Below are 17,720 nucleotides of genomic sequence, written 5' to 3' on the forward strand. Positions count from 1 at the left end.
GACTCATTCGCTCTTGGCCAGGATTGCGTACTGAGCGGCGGCGCGCTGATACAGCACCGGATCCAGGTTTCCGGTGAACGTGCTCCCGATGACGACGGCCGCGTACCTGCCATAGACCACGACGCAATATTGATCGTAATTCCTTGTGTCGTCCCTGGTATCGAGCTTGACGCAGGTAACATCGGGCAGGCCCGGTGGCGATGCGATGATCTCGTCGTTCTTGCCGGTCTTGGCCAGCACGGATTGCAGGTGGAAGGCGCCGGACAGGTCACGCGCGCGATAGAGGATCGCGCCACGACGGCCGACCAGATCGACTCCGCTCTCATCGAATGCCTTGCGCACCTCGATCGGATTGCGTTCGAAGTGCAGTTCGCCGGACGGTTCGAAATAGCCGAAATCACGTTTGCCGATGAACGGGTCGCTGAAGTCCGGTGCCTCGGGCAGGGCGCGGCGCATGATGTTGTCCGGATCCGTCGGCAGGTCGAGCAGATCGTCGAGTGGTACGGGTCGCTGCTGGTCCAATCGAGCGGTCTGCAGATCGATGGCCTTAGCGATATTGCTGGCGACCATTGCCTGATCCGGCTGGGGCAGAGCAGCATTCGCGACGATCACGTATGGACCGTGCGCGATGAACGAGGTCACCGTCTTATCGTCGGCCGAGGAGGCCCGCGCATCCGGATGCCCCGGAATGGCCACCGGATGACGGCCCGGATTGCTGTTGGTGAGCTGATCGAACTGGTCGGCGGCGGCTCGCCCAGCCGTGTCGGTCGGGAAACGCAGTATCGAGATGATCAGCTTCTTACGAGTGCGGAGATTACCGTTGGTGCCCGAGACATAAACTCCCGCAAGGAGATTGTTGTCCGTCGCGACGGGGCGATATAGTTCGGGAAAGGATTTCTCGCTGATCATCGAATCGGCGTTCGTCATTAACGTCTGATTTGTGGTCTCGCTGATTTCGCTATCGATCTCGAACGGATGAATCAAGTAGTTGAGCATCCGGCGCGCTTCGATCAGCCGCAGGTCGGGGATGCTGGTGATGTCCGGGGCGTAGGCAGTTGGCTCGGGGGCATATGCCCCGGTCTTCAATGTCGCCACATCGACCCGAGCCAGCCCGGGGCCCGGTTGTCCTGTCACAGTCGTCGAACAACTCACGCTCGCTGCGGCTATTGCGGCGAGCACCGCGACGAAACCGCCTCGGTACCTCATACTTCCCCCGTTCAGGATGCATTCTCCCCGTTCGTACTCCTCGCGGGATCCTACTTCACACTTGTCGCGAGCGCCGGGGCCATTTCGGGAAGGACACCGACTCGCCGCCAGCTCGACCTGGATTCGAGCATCGGTGCCAGCTTTCCAGCGAGGACCGCTTCCAGCCCGCGGGCCAGTTGCCAACGGCGCGAACCGGTTAGGGATCGTCCTCCACCGAGCCCTCAGAGGCGCTGTATATCAGAGACTATTGGCCAACAGCGCGTACTGCGCGGTCACCTTCTGTCGCACATCCGGTTCCTTATCGCTGGTGACCACACCGACATACCGCTTGTACGGGACATAGCAGCGGTACTTGTACTGTCGCTCCGGATCGCCTTTGCTGTTGAGCTGCAAGCACTTCGCGCCCAGAACGTCCTTGGGTGCGTCGATCGGGTCGAAGGTGTCGCGCACCTCGTCGATCAGCCCGTCGATGAATTTCCGCGCGGCCGGATAGTCCCGCACACGGGTGACCGAACCGTTGTCGACGATGGCGAACCGATCGACTCCGGCCTCGTCCACCAGCTTCTGGGTTTTGCTCTCGTCCTCGGCCGACTGCACGAAGTAACTCGGTCCGTAGACCGCGAAGTTATCGGCATTCGGAGTGTGCCCACGGCGATCAGCGACCACCACGCGCGCCAGCATGCCTTCCGGATCGACCTTCAGGCTGCTGAATTCGTCCTTCGGCGTGGCCTGGAATTTGTCCAATGCGGGGACCTGGGCATCGAGTGTCTTCTCGACCCAGCTCACCAGGTCCGAACTCTCCGCCCGGGGCCGCCCGACGAACAATGAGATGACGAACTCCTTGTGCGCCATGAAGGTTCCGATATTGGCAATGCCAGGACGCCAGTGGATAAAGGCATCCGGATATTTGTTCGACGTGAGTTTGCGGTTGTCGGGGGAGACGTTGATATCGGCGTCCTCGAGTTCGCGCGCCGCGATCTTCGCGGTGGCCTCGTCCGGGAACCGGAACACGACGTTGGTGATCGCGGTGGTGTCGGCCGACGGCCGGGTCTGACCGGGTGGATCGGGCTTGTCCGAACCGCTGGTGGCGTATCCGGTGAGGTAGTTGCGGTTCACCAGCACCGGCTTGGACGCGGCCGCCACGTGTTCGACGGCATCGTCGATGCTGCTGAGCACCTTGCCTTCACGTCCATAGGTGAGCGACGGGTCGATCTTCGAACTGGCGACTACGGCCTCCGACATCCGCATACCCTCGACCAGCGCCCCATTCGAGCCCGCCGCCTGTTGGTATTCGTGTCGATCGACCGGATAGGTGCCGACCTCGAGTTTGCGCACGTCTTGCTCGGCCGCCAGCGGCGTACCCTGCACCCCGCTGCACCCGGCCAGCACCCCGGTCACCGCGATACAAGCCACGGCGAGCGCGATCCGCGAAGTCCTAACCATGACAGGCCCCTCGTTCCTCCCGATGTGCATTCGAAGTTACCGGACGGACGCCGCGGACGGGGACCCCTCAGGGCTTGGTTTGCAATACCCTTGTCGATGTGGCGACGACCCCGCGATGCGCACCTCTGGAAGGCCGATTCCGTTGAAGGATCGGCAGGTTGAGGTCGTTGTCGGAGGTCACGCCGTCGCTCGGGTCGCGGGTGCGGTGGTGGTCGTCGCACATCGTGGGCATGGTCGCCCCACTGCGGACGCACCCGCCGTCATCGCGCTGGAATCGCTGGCCGAACTCGTGCGCGACGCCGCCGAACAGCATCCCGAAGGACCGGGCGCACTGGTCGCGCGCGCGGCAACGCGCTGGCTGATGACGCATGCCGAGCGGATCAGTCCAGGTGAGCCGATCGATTTCGGCATCCTGTCCGCTGCCGAGACCGGCGGGGTGGCGATCTTCCTGCACGGCGGGGTCACCGCGATGCTCGCCGATGACGGCACAAGCGAGCGCTATCGGGGCAGCGATGCCGCCTTCACGGTGGACCGGGTCGCATCGTTGCCCACACGAGCGGTCGCGCTCTTCGTCGACGATCTCGATGGCCGCATTCCGGAGCTGCCAGCTGATCGCGGAATCGGCTGGTTGGTCGAGGGAATCGCACAGGCGGGCGGTGCGATCGTCTGGTCCGATGCGGTACGTGGTCGATCCGAATCGTTGCGGCCCGAGAGACCACCGACCGCGCGCATCGACTCGGGACCGACCCAGCGTCGCGCGCCCGAACCGCACCCCGTGCCCGAACCACAGCTGACCGAAACCCGCGCCTCGACCGCGATGCTCGATTCGCTCCAGGAACAGGAACCGGTCGACCCGCATCACGCACCGACCCAAACGGGCGGCACCAATCCGGCCCCGCGCCCGGATCCGGATCTGCAACGCAGGCTGGAGGCCACCGCGAAGTCCACCGCACTGACCGTCAAGGTGATGGGATTCAAGTGCGCGCGTGCGCATCCGAGTGATCCGCGCTCGGCGTTCTGCACGGTCTGCGGGATGCCGGTGGATCAGACGCAGCAGCTGATCGAAGTGGTCCGCCCGCCGCTGGGCATGCTGGTCCTCGACGACGGTATGACCTACATGCTGGCCGCGGACGCGGTCCTCGGCCGCGATCCGGAACATTCCGAACAGGCCCGCCGCGGCATGGTGCCGCTGAAGGTCGAGGACTCCTCGGGCGGCATGTCTCGCGCGCACGCCGAGGTGCTGCTGGTGAATTGGGATGTGTCCCTGGTGGATCGGGGTTCTACCAATGGCACCCGCACCCGCCTACCCGGTTACCGCGACTGGATCCGCCTACCACCCAACCAGCCGATGGGCCTGATACCCGGCACCGAAATCATGATCGGCAACCGGGTGCTGCGCTTCGAGCCGGCCGCGCCCCCACCGTTCGGCTGAGGGTTGTCCCGCGCATCTGCCCAACGCGGCAACTGATTTCGTCCGGACATGGGTAACAGGGCACGCCGCCCGGCTCGCCGTCCGCCGCCCGAGCATCGTCGGGCGCGTCTGAAAGGCAGGACAGCGGGCCCGCGACGCGCGACGATGGCCGACATGACATTGCCTGCCCTCCCCGAGGAGTCCTTCCGGCGTGTGCTCTGTGTCGTCGCGCATCCTGACGACATGGAGTACGGCACGTCCGCGGCTGTCGCTCGCTGGACCGCGCGTGGCATCGAAGTCGGTTATCTGCTGCTCACCCGCGGCGAGGCCGGCATGCCGAACCGTCCCGAGGAGACGGCTCGCCTGCGCGTCGCCGAGCAGCGGGCCGCCTGCGCCGTCGTCGGCGTCGAGCACCTGACCGTCCTCGAACATCCGGACGGCGTGCTCGTCTACGGCCTCGACCTGCGCCGGGATATCTGCCGGGAGATCCGCCGGTTCAAGCCCGATGTCGTACTCGGCGCCGGTTACGAAATCGAGACGCCCTATGGCTTCGACCAGGCCGACCACCGCGCGGCCGGGCTCGCGACGCTCGACGCGGTGCGCGACGCGGGCAACCGGTGGGTCTTCCCGGAGCAGATCGACGACGACCTCGAACCGCACTCCGTGCGCTGGTACGTCGTCCCCGGACTCGCCGGCTCCGCGACCCACGGCGTCGAGGTCACGGGTGAGCCGCTGCGCCGCGGCGTCGCCTCCCTCGAGGCGCACGCCGCGTACCTGGCCGCGCTCCCGGACCACCCCGCCCCCGAGGACTTCATCCCGCAGTTCACCGCGCTGAGCGGTAAGGCCATGGGCGTCGAGCACGCTGTCTTGTTCCGCGCCCATGACCTGCAAGCACCACCGGAATTCGCCACCGAAGACACGCAGGACTCGTCGAAGTGATGGCAACGCAGCCTTCGAGCAGCGGTCATCTGCCACTCGACGGTCTGAGCATCTATTACGAAGTGTATGGCGAGCTCGGCACGTCGAAGACGTCTCCGTTGCTGCTCATTCCCGGCGGGTTCATGTCCACCGACTCGATGAAGTCGTGGGTGTCCGCCTTCGCGAGCACGCGCACCGTCGTCGTCTTCGATCAGCAAGGGCACGGCCGCACCCCGGACACTCCGCGCGAGATGTCCTACGAGCAGTTCGCCGATGACGCCGCGGCGCTGCTACGCGCGTTGCAGGTCGAGCGCGCGGATGCGCTGGGCTACTCGCAAGGCGGCGGGGTCGCGCTGCAGCTCGCGCTCCGTCACCCGAGGCTCGTCGACAAACTGGTCTCGGTGTCGGCCACCTACCGCCAGGACGGCTGGTACCCGTCGGTGCTGGAGGGCATCAGGGGTCTCAGCGCCGCAGCCTTTGCCGGAACATCCGTCGAGAAGGCGTTCAGGGAGCACACCCCGGACGGCGCGGCGTTCGACGCCTATCTCGAAAAGATGAAGATCTTGGGGGTCAATGACCAGAACATCAGCGACGCGCAGATGCGTTCGATTTCCGCGAAGACGATGGTCGTCGCCGGTGATGCGGATGCACTGAAGCCCGAGCATGCGCTGGCGATGTTCGAATTGCGCGGTGGTGGCGATGAGGAAGCGGCGGCATCAGGGGCGCTGCTGAGGGTTCCGCCCGCGCGCTTGGTGATTCTGCCGGCGACGTCGCATCTCGGTATCTTCGGCGAGTCAGCCGTACTGGCGCCGATGGTGACCGCATTTCTCGACGATGTGCTGCCGACGACGCCGAATCTCTTCTAGGCTCCGCCCGCACGGGCGAGCGAGGTCGCCCACACCGACCTGACATATTGCCGCGGCGCCACGATGACCGTGCCGGGCGAAAGCTGTTCATCTGCCGCGTCTTTCAAGGCGACTGCTTCGATGAAGAGCGGAGGCGTCCGGCGCGCACTCGACCACAGGGCAGCGTCGAACTCGCCTGGTACCCGTGCAACTGGCAGATCAGGTCGCACCATTCGCGCGCGGCAGCAAACGCTAATGGCCAGACGCGTGAGTCCGGCGCCTGTAGGTGCTGAGAGCCGGGGAGCTTATGAATACCGTGACGTGCAGGTGTGCTCGCCGTTGAGCACCCCGGCGCGGAACGCGTCGACCCTGGAGAACCCACTCGGTACGGTCTTGCCCTCGATATCGCTGGCCGCGAGCCCGTCGGCGAGCAGTCCGGAGACCGCCTCGTCGAGATCTCCTGCGGCCAAGACGATATCGCCTTGTTCCTGGGTCCGGCCCGGTTGCGCGAGCTTGCCGGTGACCACACCCGAGAGGCACGCCGCGCGCAATCCGGTCTTCGCTCCGACGAGCTGCTGACCGTTGGCCTGCTGCACGGCGAGGGTGTAGCGGGAAATGAAGACGACATAGCCGTTGTAATCGCCGGTCACCTTGACCGGCAACGGATCATTGTCATCGGCATCGGACGTGCCGCGCTGCGCGAGCGCGGGCACATCGGTCGCGATGGTGTTCTTGGCCGGACAATACGAAACCGGCGGTGTGGCAACACCGTTCTTGCAGTCGATCTTCGCGCCGGAGTAGTTGAAGGTCGGCGCCTGTTTCAGCGGCAGGATCACCGCGAGTGCCTTACTGAGCTCGATCAGACTGTCCTTGTCGATCGGATTCTCGCCGTGGCCGGGATCATCCTTGAAGCTCTGCGGCAAGTTGCCGCGGCGGCGGTCTATCTCGTGCATATCAATGGCCTTGCACGCCTTCGGGCCATCGGTGAAGCCGATCTGCACGGCAGTGACCCGCTCGAATGCCGAACCGTGCACGCTCTCGGGATCGTCGGGATTGGAGTCGCGAATGGCGACGGTCGCGGCCAGCACCGAGTTCAGGCCGTCGGAGGTATTGATGGTGAAGTGCTTGGATTTGCCTTCGGCCACATGGCGAATGAACGCACCGGAGAAGCAGTCGGCCTGCTGCTCTTTGACGATCACCGGATCCTTGGTCTGCACGATTTTCGCCAGTGTCTGGATGGCGTGTCCGTATTCATGGGCGAGCACCATGATCACGGCCATCTTGCCGAAGGTGTCCTCGATGGTGGGCAACAGCACCGAGCGGTCCCACCCGATCGAGTTGTCCAGTCGGCAGTAGGCGGCGTTCACCAGGTGATAGGTGGATTCCTTACAGAATTCGAGTGCCTGGCTGCGCGGCGCCTTCGCGCTCCATGAGATCAGCTTGTCGACCGGCTTGAATTCCCCTTCGAAATCCTTGCTGTATTCGGCGCGCCAATATGCCTGAATATCGTCGATCGCGTTGAGCGCCAGCGCATCCACCTCGCCGCTGTCGCCGTTCACCGCGGTGAGCGAGCTGTCGGGAACGCCTTCGCGCGGCCCGTTCGGACCGCTCGTGGTGGGTAGTCCGGCGACCTTGAACGGATCGTCGTAGACCGAAACCGCTCGACCGTGCACCGCGCGAGTACAGCCCGCCAACATCGCGATTACGCATAGGGCTACGGCAATGACTGCGGTCGCTCGGAGTTTCGGCAAGGCTCCCCCTAGTCGGCCGGTCGCACGTTCGTAACGGTCTCCGGATCGGGGCAAAAGGCGCATCGGGGGCACCGCCGAAGTCCGGGTGATGGAATAGTATCCGCTGCATGTCTTCACCGGGGGCGCAGACCATCACCGTGCGCCATGATGGAACCGAACGGGTCTTCGATTCGAATCAACAGGTCACGATGGGTCGCGCACCGGAAGTGACGCTCTTCGTGGACAGTCCGCTCGTCTCACGGGTGCATGCGACGCTCGCCTGGCAGGGCACCAGCTGGGTACTCACCGATAACGGCAGCACCAACGGCGTTTTCGTGGATGCGCGGCGGTTGAATCAGCCGGTGCCGATCAATCGGCCAACGCAGGTGCGCCTCGGTGATGCGATCAGTGGTCCGCTACTGCATCTGCTGCCCGCGACGCCGGCGGCCCGGCCGCCTGCGGCGCAACCGCCATCCCAACCGCAGTCGTCGGTGCCGCCGGGGTACCAGCATCCGCGACGGACACCACAGGCGCCACCGCCGTCCCAGCAGCGTCCGGAGTACCCACCACAACCATTTTCACAGCCGCCGTCGCAGCAGCGTCCGCAACAGCAACGCCCAGAACAGCAACCCGCACAAGCACCTTCGCAGCCGCAACCCCAGCAGCCACCGCCCTCCCAACCGCAGCAGCCGAACGTCAATATGACCTTCAAGGCCGACAGTTCGATGTTGCCGCCGATCCGCACGCGCCCGTCCACAGCGCCGATCGCCAGGGGTGATCGCCTGCCGCCGGGCGGACTCAATATCGGTCGTACCTCCGACAATCAGATCGTCGTCAACGATCCGCTGGCCTCGCGCAAGCACGCCCGCCTGGTCGCGGCATCCGAGGGCCTGACCATCGAGGACCTCGGCTCGGCCAACGGCACCTTCGTCAACGGCCATCGCGAGCAGCGCACGGTGCTGCGCGAGCGCGACATCATCACCATCGGCAATATCGACTTCGTCGTTCAGCAGGGCACGCTGGTACATCGGCAGAAGCCGGTCGCCGAACAGGGGCTGCACGTGCACGGCGTCGGGTTCACCGTCGAAGGCAATAAGCAGTTGCTCGTCGATGTGAATATGCAGGCGGGGCGGGGCACCCTCACCGCACTCATCGGACCTTCCGGCGCGGGCAAATCGACGCTGTCGAAGTTGATCGCGGGCAACACACACCCCTCCGGCGGTGTGGTCACCTTCGAAGGCCGCAACCTCCACGCCGAATACGAGGCGCTGCGTTCCCGCATCGGCATGGTGCCGCAGGATGATGTGCTGCACCGTCAGCTCACCGTGCGTCAGGCCCTCGGCTACGCGGCTGAGCTGCGACTGCCGCCAGACAACTCCAAGGCCGACCGTCAGAAGGTGATCGACGGTGTGCTGCAAGAACTTTCGCTCACCGAGCATGCCGACACCAGGGTCGACCGGCTCTCCGGTGGTCAGCGCAAGCGCGCGTCGGTGGCGCTGGAACTGCTCACCGGTCCGTCCCTGCTGATCTTGGATGAACCGACCTCGGGTCTGGATCCGGCACTGGATCGTCAGGTGATGACGATGCTGCGCGAACTGGCCGATGCCGGGCGCACCGTCATCGTGGTCACCCACTCGGTGGCCTGCCTCGACATGTGTGATCAGGTGCTGTTGCTCGCGCCCGGTGGCAAGACCGCCTTCTGCGGTCATCCGGCCAGCGTCGGCGCGGCCATGGGCACCAGCGACTGGGCCGAGATCTTCGGGCGGGTGGCCGCGAATCCGGATCAGGCATTCGCCGCGTATCGATCCAGGCTGGCCTTCGCGCCACCGCCGCCACCGCCAGCACCGCCGCGGCAGGGGTCGGCGGGCAGTCCGCCGCAATCCGGGCGTGCCAAGCAGTTCTCCACCCTGGCGCGACGGCAGGTGCGGTTGATCTTCGCCGACCGCGGTTATCTGGCGTTCCTGGTGATCCTGCCCTTTATCCTCGGTGCGCTTTCGCTGGTAGTGCCGGGCAGTAACGGTTTCCAGAGCGGTCCGCTGGAGCAAGTACAGAGCGGTAATGAGGTGCTGTTCGTCCCGTCCGGGGGCAGCGAGACGCAGCAGCTGCTCGTTGTATTGATTCTGGGCGCCTGCTTCATGGGATCAACGCTGTCCGTGCGCGATCTGGTCGGCGAGCGCACGATCTTCTATCGCGAGCGCGCGGTCGGGCTGCTGCCTTCGGCATATTTGCTCGCCAAGATCGCGATATTCAGCATTACGGCGTTCCTGCAGGCGGCGGTGCTGGTCGGCATCACACTGGTCGGTAAGAAGCCGCCGCTGGAGGGTTCGGTGATCCCGAACGGGCCCGCCGAGCTCTATCTCGATATCGCGTTGACCGCGGTGTGCTGTGTGGTCTTCGGCCTGCTGCTGTCCAGTCTGGCGAGGTCCAATGAGCAGGTCATGCCGATGCTCGTGGTGATGATCATGGTCCAGCTGGTGATGGCGGGCGGTCTTATTCCGGTGACCAACCGAGTGGTACTCGAACAGATCTCGTGGCTGTTCCCGTCACGGTGGGGGTATGCGGCCGGTGCGTCGACGGTGGATATTCGGACACTGTTCGCCAACGCGCAACCCGATGCGCTGTGGAAGCACGAGCCGAATATCTGGTATCTCGATATCGGCCTGCTCGTCGCGATAACCGCGGTGTTGGCGATTATCACCTGGCGCCGGTTGCGGTTGCGGAAGTCGAACGCGTGACGGGCTGCTCAGGCGGGTTCTCACCGGATGCGGTAAGCACGTCGCTCGCGCAACAGGCACACTTATGCCTGTGACGGTGCGAGTTGGGGCAGTACATCTCGGGTGGGATGTGGTGTCCGTTGCCGCGGGCGGCGGCGGGACACCTATCCGCCCCGTGCAAGTAGAAGGTACGTACACGCCGCCGGCATATCTGCTGGCGGATTCGTCGGGTCGGCTGCATACCGCAGGAGTGGAGCGGCAGCGGCCGGATCTGGGGATGGCGATCGCCGATGTGCGCGACATCCTCGGCCATCCGCAGATCGTGGTGGCCGGTGCGACCTGGCCCGCCGAGTTGGTCTTCCGTGCCCGCATGTACAACCCGCTCGCGGCCGTCGGCAAGTATCTGCGCGGTAAACCGGATCTGGTCGCGCTGCCGTTTCCGGACGGCTGGCCGGACGCGAAGGTCGATGTATACGTCGACCTGGTCGAGCGGCTGGACGTCACGGTCGAACCGCTGCCGGAAAGCGTCGCGCTGTCGGGATATGTGCGTGCGCTCGGCCTGGTGCGGTCCCCGGACGATCGCAATCCACACGGCATCGGCGCGACAGGGGTGTACTCCGACGGGCGGACCATGCTGGTCGTCGCGGTGCACGGCGACGATGAGCAGCCGACCGAATCGGTCGACGTGCCGGTCACCGCGGAGGCCATGCGCGATGCGCGTTCGGCCGACAATGTGGTGATCGAGGTGATGGCCGCGGCCCGCTCGATCGGCGCGGACACCTCGACGGTGCTGCTGTCCGGCAATGTCTGCTTCAACGATGCACTGCGGTTGGCCTTCCAGAACCACCTCGGGCACCGGCTGCACGTGGCCGATCACCCGATGCACGCACTGGTGCTCGGGGCTTCGCACTTGCTGGTGACCGACAACGAGAACGGTGAGCCGGAGTCGGCGGGGCGCCATGCCGAGCCGGCACCGCAGCCGCGGGCGCGGCAGGTGGACTCGGCGCAGTATCAGGCCGACTCGGCGCAGCAGCAGGCGTTTTCGCTGCAGCAGCAGGAGCTTTCGCCGCAGCAGCAGGCGGAGGCCGCGCAGGCATCGTCGGCGCAGTATCAGGCGGAGGCGTTGCAGGGGCGGGAGGTGTCGTCTCGTTCGGAGCAGGGCAGGCCGGAACAGGGGCGTCCCGACCAAGGGCCGGTGCATTCTGATCAGGGGCAAGTCCGGCCTGACCGGGGGCATGGGCCTCATGACACCGGTCGGACACATCCGCCGGTCGTGCAGTACGGGCCCGGATATCCGACGGTGCGGCCGGCGACCGAGCCGACGGGGGAAGAGCCGACCACTCGGGTCAGCCGGGAGTCTTTGCCACCGAACCTCGCCGAGTTGGGTAGCCGATTCACCCGCCCGCCCGGGCAGTATCAGGAAGAACAGCGGCCCACCGTTATCGGTCGCCCGCCCACGCCCCAGGGGCCACCGTCGCAAGGGCCGGTGCCGCCGCTGGGGCCGCGAGGCCCCTACCAGCCGCCGCAGGACCAACCGCCGCAGAGCGGTTCGGAATGGCACCCCCGCGAATCGGACGACGAGGACAAACCGCGCAAGGGCAAGCGCTGGGGCAAGTTGTTCGGCGCGCAGGCGGTGGCCGGTGCCGCCGCATTGGCCGCGATGGCCATGCCGTCCGGTGGTGACCGCGCCGAACTGGCCGCTTCGGTCGCCGGGGCCCCGGTCTCCTGCCCGTTGACCCCATACGTCACCAATGAGCAGCGTGCGGGCATTGCCGCGGCTCGCGGATACGATCCGGGTCTGGTGTCGGAACAGGCCGACCCCGGATTCGATGCCGCGGGCGCGGAGTGCGCGCAGCCGAGCATCGACGTCCCCCGCTACGTCGTCCCTGGGCCGCCCGGTGCGATCGACCACGGTCCGCCGATCGAGATTTGACCGGTTTCATACCGCTGGGGCATGGCTGGTATCGTTGCCCGTTGGCGTGTGGCACTACGTCGAGCCCCGGGTCTCCACCGGCCGCCGGGAACTCACTCGACTGCACGCCGTGGCTGGCAACACCGACTACAGACAGGGAACCACTGTGCCTACGTACAGCCCCAAGGCGGGTGACGTGACCCGTAAGTGGTACGTCATCGACGCCACTGACGTAGTGCTCGGCCGTCTCGCCGTCCAGGCAGCGAATCTGCTGCGCGGCAAGACCAAGCCGACATACGCGCCGAACTTCGATGGTGGCGACTTCGTCATCATCATCAACGCCGACAAGGTTGCCATCTCCGGCAACAAGAAGGCGGACAAGCTGATCCACCACCACAGCGGACACCCGGGCGGGCTCAAGTCGCGCACTGTCGGTCAGGTGTTGGAGTCGCGCCCCGATCGTCTCGTGGAGAAGGCCGTCAAGGGCATGATCCCGAAGAACAAGCTCGGCAACGCCATCGCGGGCAAGCTGAAGGTCTACGCGGGCCCGACGCATCCGCACGCCGCTCAGCAGCCCATTCCGTTCGAGATCAAGCAGGTGGCCCAGTGACCGCTCCTGAGGAATTCAACGAGGACTACACCGAGGACGCCAACGTCGAGGTCGTCGAGGAGGACTACGGCTACGAGGCCGAGCCCGCCAGCTACGCCCCGGTCGTGATCGACCGTCCGGTGCAGACCGTCGGTCGTCGCAAGGAGGCCGTCGTTCGCGTGCGCCTGCTGCCGGGCACCGGCAACTTCGTGCTGAACGGCCGCACCATCGAGGACTACTTCCCGAACAAGGTGCACCAGCAGCTGGTCAAGTCGCCGCTGGTGACTGTCGAGCGGACCGAGTCCTTCGACATCCACGCGCGTCTTGTCGGCGGTGGCCCCTCGGGCCAGGCCGGTGCGCTGCGTCTTGCCATTGCCCGTGCGCTCATCGAGGTCACCCCGGATGACCGTCCCGCCCTGAAGCGGGCCGGCTTCCTGACACGTGACCCGCGTGCCACCGAGCGTAAGAAGTACGGCCTCAAGAAGGCCCGCAAGGCGCCGCAGTACTCGAAGCGCTGATTTTGGCTACGTCGGCCACCGTCATCCGACACCGTGCAGGTGTCGGAGACGGTACGGTCGGCGGGGCACCTGTGCGAGAGCAGGCTTCCAGCACAGCTGGGCGCCTGCTCTCGTGCTGTATCTATTTGCGGCGTTTGCGGGGCCCTGCGTGGTTACGCGGGCTGCCGCCTCCGTGCCCGTCGCGCACGCCGCAGATCTACGATGAGGGGCGAGGGTAGTGGGACGTTTGTTCGGCACCGACGGAGTCCGTGGGCTTGCCAATGAATCGCTGAGTCCGGAACTGGCGCTGCGGGTTTCCGGTGCCGCCGCGCAGATCCTGAGTCGCGGCAAAGAGCGCGCGCTCGCTGTGGTCGGTCGCGATCCACGCGCCAGCGGTGAGATGCTCGAAGCCGCGGTCACCGCCGGCCTGACCGCCGCGGGTGTGAATGTGCTTTCGGTAGGCGTTCTTCCGACTCCCGCGGTGGCTTATCTGACCGGTCTGTACGACGCATGCCTCGGCGTAATGATCTCGGCTTCGCACAATCCCATGCCGGACAACGGAATCAAGATCTTCGCGGCCGGCGGGCACAAGCTCGACGACGCGGTGGAGGACCGGATCGAGGCGTTGATCGCCGAAGGCGCCACGCTGCGGCCGATCGGGGCGGGAATCGGTCGCGTGCTGAACGCTTCCGGCGCCCGCGATCACGGCCTGGTGATCTCGGATCAGTACAGCGAGTCGGGCACGCACGAGCGGTACGTCGAGCATCTGGTCGAGGCGACCGGACAGGATCTGTCCGGGCTGACCGTCGTCGTGGATTGTGCGAACGGCGCGGCCTCCGAGGTCGGACCCGCGGCTTACCGCGCGGCCGGTGCGACGGTCATCGCGATCAATGCCGAACCGGACGGCCTCAATATCAATGACGGTTGCGGCTCAACGCATCTCGAACACATCCAGCACGCGGTGCGCGAACACGGCGCTGACCTCGGCATCGCACACGACGGCGATGCGGACCGCACGTTGGCCGTCGATGCCGACGGCGCCGTCGTCGACGGTGACGCGATCCTGGCCATCCTCGCCCTGGCCATGTACGAGACCGGTTCGCTCGTCCAGAACACACTGGTCGCCACGGTCATGAGCAACCTGGGCCTGCATATCGCGATGCGCGAAGCCGGAATCGCCTTGCGTACCACCGCTGTCGGCGACCGGTACGTCCTCGAGGAGTTGCGCCGCGGCGGCTACAACCTCGGCGGCGAACAATCCGGCCACGTAGTCTTCCCCGATTACGGCACCACCGGTGACGGCATCCTCACCGGATTGAAACTGATGGCCCGCATGGCGCAGACGCGTCGCACGCTGGCCGATTTGGCTTCAGTACTGCAGACGGTGCCGCAGGTTCTGGTGAACGTTCCGGTCACCGACAAGGCGACGGTCGCCGCGGCCACCGAGATCCGCGAGGCGGTAGCGGAAGCCGAACGAGTGCTCGGGGACTCCGGCCGAATCCTTTTGCGCCCCAGCGGAACCGAGCAACTGGTCCGGGTGATGGTCGAGGCCACCGACCCCGTCCAAGCCCAGCAACTGGCCGACGATCTGGCCAAGCGCGTCGCTGCGGTATAGCCGCGTCAGCGGTAAGGTCGGCCACCCGTACTCCTGATCGCTGGTGCGTGCTCGGTATGACAGTCGGGTGCGTTTGATGGTTGCATGCGCTGATCACTGCTGCGGTTCGGTGGGGCAGTCGCACGGCAGCTGGTGCGCGTGGCAGCCGCGCACTGTCGTCTCAGCTGGCAAGCCCTGGGCTCGCACCAGGGCGTGCGCCTGAACAGCGCTCATGGGAATCGGGGACGTTTGCTGCGCTGGCTATGCAGGGGAAGCCATATGGTGCAGCTGACAAGTCGGATGATTCTCAGCCCAGCTCGAGCGACTCATCGGCTGGCCTGAATGTCACCTGGCTGCGTCGCGTGGTCGACCGACAGCATGAGGCTCGAAAGTTCTCTGGCGGCGTGGCGATTTGTCCACAGGAAACCGGTTATCCACAGACTTTCTGTTTGTGCTGGTCGGGCATCGAGGTCGGGGTTCGGGATCGCCCATAGTCGGCGTATGCGACCAGGTCTGGAAGAAGTACGGGACAAGCAATTCGGGGTCTTCACCTCATGGCAGGTGCTGTGCGAATACACCCGCGTGGAAATGCGAACCTTGCTCGACCGAGGCGAATGGGTCCGTGTCTTCCGCGGCGTCTTCCGCGAGTCAGCCACCCCACCCTCGCCCCAACTCCGCGTCGAAGCAGCCCGACTATCCATGGGAGTACCGACCTTGATCGCCGCCTATCACACCGCCGCCGAACTACACGGTCTGGCAATACCGCCCAGCAAACCCACCCACGTACTGGGCCTTCAGGATTCGCGCTCCTGCCGCCTGGTCGTGCACCGCGACCGCATCGACAAGGCCGAACTAGAACTAACCCACGGCATTGCGGCCACCAATCCCACCCGAACCGCAATCGACGTAGCTCGCACCGCCCCTCGCCCCGAAGCCCTGGCAACGCTGGAATCCGCACTGCGCCTGGGCATCTCCCGCACAGCCCTGACCACCGAACTGCAGCGCCACCACAGACGCCGCGGCTACACCCAAGCCGCCGAACTGATCTCCCTGGCCGACACCCGCGCGCTGGAGGAGGTCACCTAGCTTTCGGTGAGGCGGCCGTTGTTCATGTGCCAGCGGCGGGTTGCGGTGATCGAGTCGAGCATACGGCGATCGTGGGTGATCAAAAGCATTGTGCCTTCGAAGGATTCGATTGCCTGCTCGAGTTGTTCGATGGCGGGCAGGTCGAGGTGGTTGGTTGGTTCGTCGAGGACCAGCAGGTTGACGCCGCGGGCTTGGAGGAGGGCAAGTGCGGCGCGGGTGCGTTCGCCAGGGGAGAGGCTTTCGCAGGGGCGCAGAACATGTGGGCCGCGGAGGCCGAATTTGGCTAGCAGGGTGCGGACCTCGGCGTCAGGCCAGTCGGGCATTTCGGTGCTGAACGTATCCGCGAGGGCGGCACTGCCGCGGAAAAGTCCGCGTGCCTGGTCGACCTCGCCGATTTCGACGCCGGAGCCGAGTGTGGCAGTTCCGTTGTCGGGCTGGATTTTTCCGAGCAGCAGGGCCAAGAGTGTGGACTTACCCGAACCATTGGCGCCGGTCAGCACGATACGGTCGGCCCAGTCGACCTGGGTGGTGATCGGGCCGAGCTCGAACTCCCCTCGGGTGAGCGTCGCATTCGCCACCGTGGCGACCACCGAGCCGCTGCGTGGCGCGGCCGCGATGGACATGCGCAACTCCCATTCCTTGCGCGGCTCCTCGACCACATCCAGACGTTCGATGCGTCGTTGGGTCTGGCGGGCCTTGGCGGCCTGCTTCTCGGTGGATTCGGCGCGCATCTTGCGGCCCGCTTTGTCGGAGTCGAGTTTGCGGGGGTCGCGCGCCTTACGTCGAGCATTGCGGACGCCGTGTTCGAGCCAGTTGCGCTGCATTTGGGCGCGGGTCTCGAGTCCAGCCTTGGTGTCTGCGTACTCCTCGTAGGCCTCGCGGGCGTGCTGGCGGGCGATCTCGCGCTCCATCAGATACGCCTCGTAGCCGCCGTCGTAGATCCCGACCCGCTGCTGCGCGAGATCGAGTTCGACAATGCGATTCACCGTGCGCGCCAAGAACTCTCGGTCGTGACTGATCACCATCAGCGGCACCCGCACGCCGGTCACGAACTGCTCCAGCCGAGCGAGGCCGTCGAGATCGAGATCGTTGGTGGGCTCGTCGAGCAGCAGAATGTCGAAGCGGGACAACAGGACCGATGCGAGTCCGGCGCGGGCTGCCTGGCCGCCGGAGAGTCCGGTCATCACGGTGTCGAGGCCGTTCGCCAAGCTTTTCGCGAGTCCGAGGTCCGCTGCGACCTCCTCGGCCCGCTGATCCAGATCAGCGCCACCGAGCGCGAGCCAGCGCTCGAGGGCCGGTGAATATTCATCCTCGTCGCCATCGGCCAAACGTTCTGCCGCAGCGTCCATGATGCGTTGCGCGTCGGCGACACCTGTTCGCCGGCAGAGGAATTCGAGCACCGTCTCGCCGGGAATCCGCTCGGGCTCCTGCGCCAAGTACCCGACCGTGGCGTCGGGTGGGGACAGCGTGATGGTGCCGGTGGGTGTCGAGCGGTTCGCCAGCATGCGCAGCAGCGTCGACTTCCCCGCACCATTCATGCCGACCAAACCGATCACATCACCCGGCGCAAGGGTGAAATCGAGGTCGTCGAACAGGGTGCGTTCGCCGTGGCCCGCGGACAGTCCGCGCGCGTGCAGAGTGGTGCTCACCAGCATGAGTCTGCCGTGTCCGTGCTGCACGTCGGCACCGAGGGGTCCGTGCTCGGGGTTGCACCCTGAGTCCATAGCCTGCGGAAATCAGGGTCGGCATAGGTCGTGCGACCGATGTGCGGCGCG

At 65.6% G+C, this 17,720-nt stretch carries 13 protein-coding genes; 9 read left to right on the forward strand and 4 right to left on the reverse strand.

Translation table 11 applies throughout. The features are described 5' to 3' along the window. Positions 1–3 precede the first annotated feature (3 nt). A complete protein-coding gene (locus tag ACQP2U_RS04700) occupies positions 4–1,206 on the reverse strand; it encodes a DUF7373 family lipoprotein (RefSeq protein ID WP_433713557.1) in 1,203 nt (400 codons plus the stop codon). Between the two features lie 237 nt (positions 1,207–1,443). Further along, a complete protein-coding gene (locus tag ACQP2U_RS04705) occupies positions 1,444–2,649 on the reverse strand; it encodes a DUF7373 family lipoprotein (RefSeq protein ID WP_433713558.1) in 1,206 nt (401 codons plus the stop codon). A gap of 115 nt (positions 2,650–2,764) precedes the next feature. Between ACQP2U_RS04705 and ACQP2U_RS04710 the strand changes: the two genes are divergently transcribed. The 3 genes from ACQP2U_RS04710 (at position 2,765) to ACQP2U_RS04720 (ending at position 5,844) form a co-directional block, all read left to right on the forward strand. Further along, the gene (locus ACQP2U_RS04710) at positions 2,765–4,081 is read left to right on the forward strand and encodes an FHA domain-containing protein (RefSeq protein ID WP_433713559.1); all 1,317 of its coding nucleotides are present in this window, start codon (positions 2,765–2,767) and stop codon (positions 4,079–4,081) included. 153 nt (positions 4,082–4,234) lie between these two features. After that, positions 4,235–4,999 (forward strand): PIG-L deacetylase family protein, encoded by a 765-nt coding sequence (locus ACQP2U_RS04715; protein WP_433713560.1) that lies wholly within the window; start codon positions 4,235–4,237, stop codon positions 4,997–4,999. Then, on the forward strand, positions 4,999–5,844 hold the full coding sequence (locus ACQP2U_RS04720) for an alpha/beta fold hydrolase (RefSeq protein WP_433713561.1): 846 nt from the start codon (positions 4,999–5,001) through the stop codon (positions 5,842–5,844). The genes ACQP2U_RS04715 and ACQP2U_RS04720 overlap by 1 nt, the downstream gene beginning before the upstream one ends. Positions 5,845–6,128: 284 nt before the next feature. Here ACQP2U_RS04720 and ACQP2U_RS04725 read toward each other — a convergent pair whose 3' ends face one another. Continuing rightward, positions 6,129–7,574, reverse strand: coding sequence for a metallopeptidase (locus ACQP2U_RS04725; protein WP_433713562.1), 1,446 nt, complete (start codon positions 7,572–7,574; stop codon positions 6,129–6,131). A gap of 107 nt (positions 7,575–7,681) precedes the next feature. On the opposite strand from ACQP2U_RS04725, the gene ACQP2U_RS04730 reads away from it, so the two are divergent. The 6 genes from ACQP2U_RS04730 (at position 7,682) to ACQP2U_RS04755 (ending at position 15,945) form a co-directional block, all read left to right on the forward strand. Then, the gene (locus ACQP2U_RS04730; protein WP_433713563.1) at positions 7,682–10,288 is read left to right on the forward strand and encodes an FHA domain-containing protein; all 2,607 of its coding nucleotides are present in this window, start codon (positions 7,682–7,684) and stop codon (positions 10,286–10,288) included. A 70-nt stretch (positions 10,289–10,358) separates the two neighbouring features. Then, a complete protein-coding gene (locus ACQP2U_RS04735; RefSeq protein ID WP_433713564.1) occupies positions 10,359–12,200 on the forward strand; it encodes a hypothetical protein in 1,842 nt (613 codons plus the stop codon). A 145-nt stretch (positions 12,201–12,345) separates the two neighbouring features. Continuing rightward, positions 12,346–12,789 (forward strand): 50S ribosomal protein L13, encoded by a 444-nt coding sequence (gene rplM, locus ACQP2U_RS04740; protein WP_040686710.1) that lies wholly within the window; start codon positions 12,346–12,348, stop codon positions 12,787–12,789. Then, the gene (rpsI, locus tag ACQP2U_RS04745) at positions 12,786–13,286 is read left to right on the forward strand and encodes a 30S ribosomal protein S9 (RefSeq protein WP_433713565.1); all 501 of its coding nucleotides are present in this window, start codon (positions 12,786–12,788) and stop codon (positions 13,284–13,286) included. Before rplM ends, rpsI begins: the two co-directional genes overlap by 4 nt. Before the next feature lie 217 nt (positions 13,287–13,503). Next, a complete protein-coding gene (gene glmM, locus ACQP2U_RS04750) occupies positions 13,504–14,880 on the forward strand; it encodes a phosphoglucosamine mutase (protein ID WP_433713566.1) in 1,377 nt (458 codons plus the stop codon). A 480-nt stretch (positions 14,881–15,360) separates the two neighbouring features. Beyond that, positions 15,361–15,945: a hypothetical protein gene (locus ACQP2U_RS04755; RefSeq protein WP_433713567.1), complete on the forward strand. Its 585-nt coding sequence runs from the start codon at positions 15,361–15,363 to the stop codon at positions 15,943–15,945. Here the strand turns inward: ACQP2U_RS04755 and ACQP2U_RS04760 are convergent. Beyond that, a complete protein-coding gene (locus ACQP2U_RS04760; RefSeq protein WP_433713568.1) occupies positions 15,942–17,600 on the reverse strand; it encodes an ABC-F family ATP-binding cassette domain-containing protein in 1,659 nt (552 codons plus the stop codon). The two genes, ACQP2U_RS04755 and ACQP2U_RS04760, sit on opposite strands and share 4 nt — an antisense overlap. Positions 17,601–17,720 lie beyond the last annotated feature (120 nt).

Origin of the sequence: Nocardia sp. CA-084685 (assembly GCF_050955785.1) — a bacterium.
Taxonomy (GTDB): domain Bacteria; phylum Actinomycetota; class Actinomycetes; order Mycobacteriales; family Mycobacteriaceae; genus Nocardia.

Excerpts from the sequence above, each read along its gene's own strand:
- ACQP2U_RS04700 (WP_433713557.1), bottom strand. The coding sequence starts at position 1,206 with ATGAGGTACCGAGGCGGTTTCGTCGCGGTGCTCGCCGCAATAGCCGCA.
- ACQP2U_RS04705 (WP_433713558.1), bottom strand. The coding sequence starts at position 2,649 with ATGGTTAGGACTTCGCGGATCGCGCTCGCCGTGGCTTGTATCGCGGTG.
- ACQP2U_RS04710 (WP_433713559.1), top strand. The coding sequence starts at position 2,765 with ATGCGCACCTCTGGAAGGCCGATTCCGTTGAAGGATCGGCAGGTTGAG.
- ACQP2U_RS04715 (WP_433713560.1), top strand. The coding sequence starts at position 4,235 with ATGACATTGCCTGCCCTCCCCGAGGAGTCCTTCCGGCGTGTGCTCTGT.
- ACQP2U_RS04720 (WP_433713561.1), top strand. The coding sequence starts at position 4,999 with ATGGCAACGCAGCCTTCGAGCAGCGGTCATCTGCCACTCGACGGTCTG.
- ACQP2U_RS04730 (WP_433713563.1), top strand. The coding sequence starts at position 7,682 with ATGTCTTCACCGGGGGCGCAGACCATCACCGTGCGCCATGATGGAACC.
- ACQP2U_RS04755 (WP_433713567.1), top strand. The coding sequence starts at position 15,361 with ATGCGACCAGGTCTGGAAGAAGTACGGGACAAGCAATTCGGGGTCTTC.
- ACQP2U_RS04760 (WP_433713568.1), bottom strand. The coding sequence starts at position 17,600 with ATGCTGGTGAGCACCACTCTGCACGCGCGCGGACTGTCCGCGGGCCAC.